The 2779-nt window shown below is 38.0% G+C and carries 2 protein-coding genes; both read right to left on the bottom strand.

Going from position 1 to position 2779, the window contains the following annotated elements; translation table 11 throughout:
* Nucleotides 1–478: 478 nt before the first annotated feature.
* Nucleotides 479–1444 carry a hypothetical protein gene (locus tag F6K22_RS37885; protein ID WP_293109989.1) on the bottom strand — a complete coding sequence of 322 codons (966 nt, stop codon included), beginning with the start codon at nucleotides 1442–1444 and terminating at the stop codon, nucleotides 479–481.
* 428 nt (nucleotides 1445–1872) lie between these two features.
* On the bottom strand, nucleotides 1873–2544 hold the full coding sequence (locus F6K22_RS37880) for an Npun_F0813 family protein (RefSeq protein ID WP_293109987.1): 672 nt from the start codon (nucleotides 2542–2544) through the stop codon (nucleotides 1873–1875).
* Between the last annotated feature and the right edge of the window lie 235 nt (nucleotides 2545–2779).

The following is a 2779-nucleotide window of genomic DNA, read 5'->3' as shown; positions in this document are numbered from 1 at the left end:
CCATGACTAGGTTTCCTCGCCAGGTTCCGAGCGCTTGCGCCTGACGGTGACGCGGGGTATGACCGCAGTTTTAAAGGTGCGTCTATCGGCTAGATAGCTAGGCTTTTAGAGCGGTTGAATACCTTTGCCCTCGCTCAACAATAACAAAGAGTCCCCCTAAAAGAGAGACTCTTTAAACCCAATTTTCCGGTAAATATTCTCCAACGACAAAGAATTAGACCTGCCCTTTGAGGGGGACTTTTGCTTTGATTATGTAGCAGAAAATATACTATAATATATATGGTTGTCTTCCGACAACTCTCCTACAGATGCTAACGCGTTTCATGTCGGCGACAGCAGAAAAGCGAAAGCGAAAGCCAAACGGAAACTCTAAAAGGATGCGGAGGAAAGCCTCAGACTAACCCATTAGATCAAACCTCAACCCACCGAAAGCTAAAATCTCCTTAGTAATCTCAGCGTCTAATAGTCGTAGAATATCTCAAGAAGAACTACTGCGTCTACTACGTCTACTCTGGCGAGAACGGGTTGATATATCGTATTCTAGTACCGCACCTATTCCAAACAGAATTGCAGTAAACACAAAGAATACTTCCAATAAAGCTCCACTTTCATAATCTCCTTGAGCATAAGAATCTGCCCACTTAAAATACATATCAGCAATGTATAGCGAAAATGTAGCAGCAGCAATCATACGCCAGGACTGAGAAAAACGCCCCCCCCAAAAGGCCAGAAGCAAAGCTGTGGCAATAATTAGTAAAAATACATCGGCAATAATATAAAATAAGTTCACACTATAGGCAAAAGGTTCTAACTTCTCGTCTATAGCAACAACCCAAGATGGAGCAAAATTAGCTGATACCTCTTCTATTTCTTCTATATCTACTTCTGCCAAAGCTGTAGAATCTGGGCTAGACAATAGGCCAAAAATTGAAGGGTCAGCCACCCAAATAGCCAAAGCAATTCCTGCCACTGCTACTCCAGCCAAAACCCCCCACTGCCAAAATTCTAGATTTAGTCGCTTGGAAGTTACAGCTAAAGTCATACCCCAACCCAAGAATATGTAGGAAATAACATAGAAAACATCTGCCATTGAGACATCAGGATCTAGTTCCCAGAGTAATTCCCAGCAACCAAACACAACACCACCAATAAAGTAAAATAACAATCCTAAACCAATACCCATCCAAACATTACTACCACTAACCATTTGAGGACTTTGCCAGTTTCTTAAGCAAACTATAGAGGCTAGTAAGTAAGCTCCTAGTTCAAATATATAAGTGCCAATAGAGTACCACTCTGGTAATTCTTCCCCAGGCAAAGGTACACTAAATAGTAGGAAAAATAATAAGGCTACTACACCCCAGACAAGACCTGTAATTACAATAGTCTGGGCTGAAAATAAGGACTTAGTAAGGGTAGATGATTTTTCTGAAGTGCTGCTCATAGGAATATTCTCATCAAGCGTTACTTTTAATAAGACCTCGCCCTTAAGGGCGGGGTTTAGATCAACATTTTATCCCCAATGCTCAACACTTTTAGTTCTCTTTTCAGATTTATCAATGGTATTTTAAGAAGGGAAAAATAGATTGATAAAGTCAAAAAAATAGTGCTAGCTCCAGGGTTTTATTGGCCAGGAAATCGATACTTTGTCATTGAAATTATTAATTAACATCAATAACAAAGTATCGATCAATATTATCTCTATTAATCAAAATAAAAATTGATTGACTATGCTATTTTACATGCTGTTTAAACATATTAAATACAATTTTAAATCAAACTTATTATCTAGCAACGTTTTATTTTAGCTCGACCAAGATCAATCTTTTGCTTTAATCAAGAAGTAATGCTTCTATTGGCAAGCTCTTGAAATTACTTAATTGCCCATTTTTTACCTTCAGGAAATTGATTCAGCCAAGCCATAAACTGAGTTCTCTCTGAACTAGGCATAGGTTCTATGATTTCATCAATACCTTCAGCAAAATTGGAATTACCAAAATATTCTTCTCCTAAACGATAGACTTCTTGTAATAAAGTATAAAGGTGAACTTCTCGCCAGGAAGGTAGTTGTAATTTTTTTACAGGATCGACAGTTAATAAAGCATTAATTGCATCGGGAGAATCTGTATTGGGAAAGTTTCTCTGCTTAAGAACTTTGCTAAAATCCTTGTAAAATGATTTTGCCTGTCTATTACCTAATAAATCCTCTACATCAAAGTAAACTGCTTGTATCAGCAACAAACAACCCTGAATATAAGCAGTAGCAACAGCTTCCCCCTCTTTTGAGTCCTCGCTGCTAAGTTGCTCCAAGCGAATTTTACCCCAAACACTATATCGCTCAGGCTCCTCTAGTAAAACACAAGCTTTACCATGATTATCTGTTAAATCCCGCCAGAAAGCCCTCGCTTCTTCGGCTTGCTCTGCCTGAAAGACATTGATCAAGCGAAAAGTTTGTCCTTGATAATTAAGAATAGGGATTTGTTGATCCCGCTTTGGGTGTGGAATACTTGTAATTTCAACATCTTGCCTTTTCAGAATAAACATGACACTTTAATTAGACTCCCATCATCACCTGGGGTACTTTTGGTGTAATTGTAATCCCTCTAGCATAGATTTATTTTAAATATGGGATGATTTTCAATAAAACTATAGGCATTTTGGGAAACACATTTTAAAGCTAGATATTTAGTTGGCGTTGCTGAGTGGTAATGATTTTTAGATTAAGTATCAACGCAAAACATAAGTTTTTCAATTTTACCTTCAGCTACTTACCATTACA

It is taken from the genome of Okeania sp. SIO2F4, assembly GCF_010672385.1.
Lineage (GTDB): Bacteria > Cyanobacteriota > Cyanobacteriia > Cyanobacteriales > Microcoleaceae > Trichodesmium.
Note: the sequence above shows the minus strand (reverse complement) of the source record. Positions and strands in the feature narration are given on the sequence as shown.

Coding starts and splice junctions, on each gene's coding strand:
- F6K22_RS37885 (WP_293109989.1), bottom strand. CDS start 1,444: ATGAGCAGCACTTCAGAAAAATCATCTACCCTTACTAAGTCCTTATTT.
- F6K22_RS37880 (WP_293109987.1), bottom strand. CDS start 2,544: ATGTTTATTCTGAAAAGGCAAGATGTTGAAATTACAAGTATTCCACAC.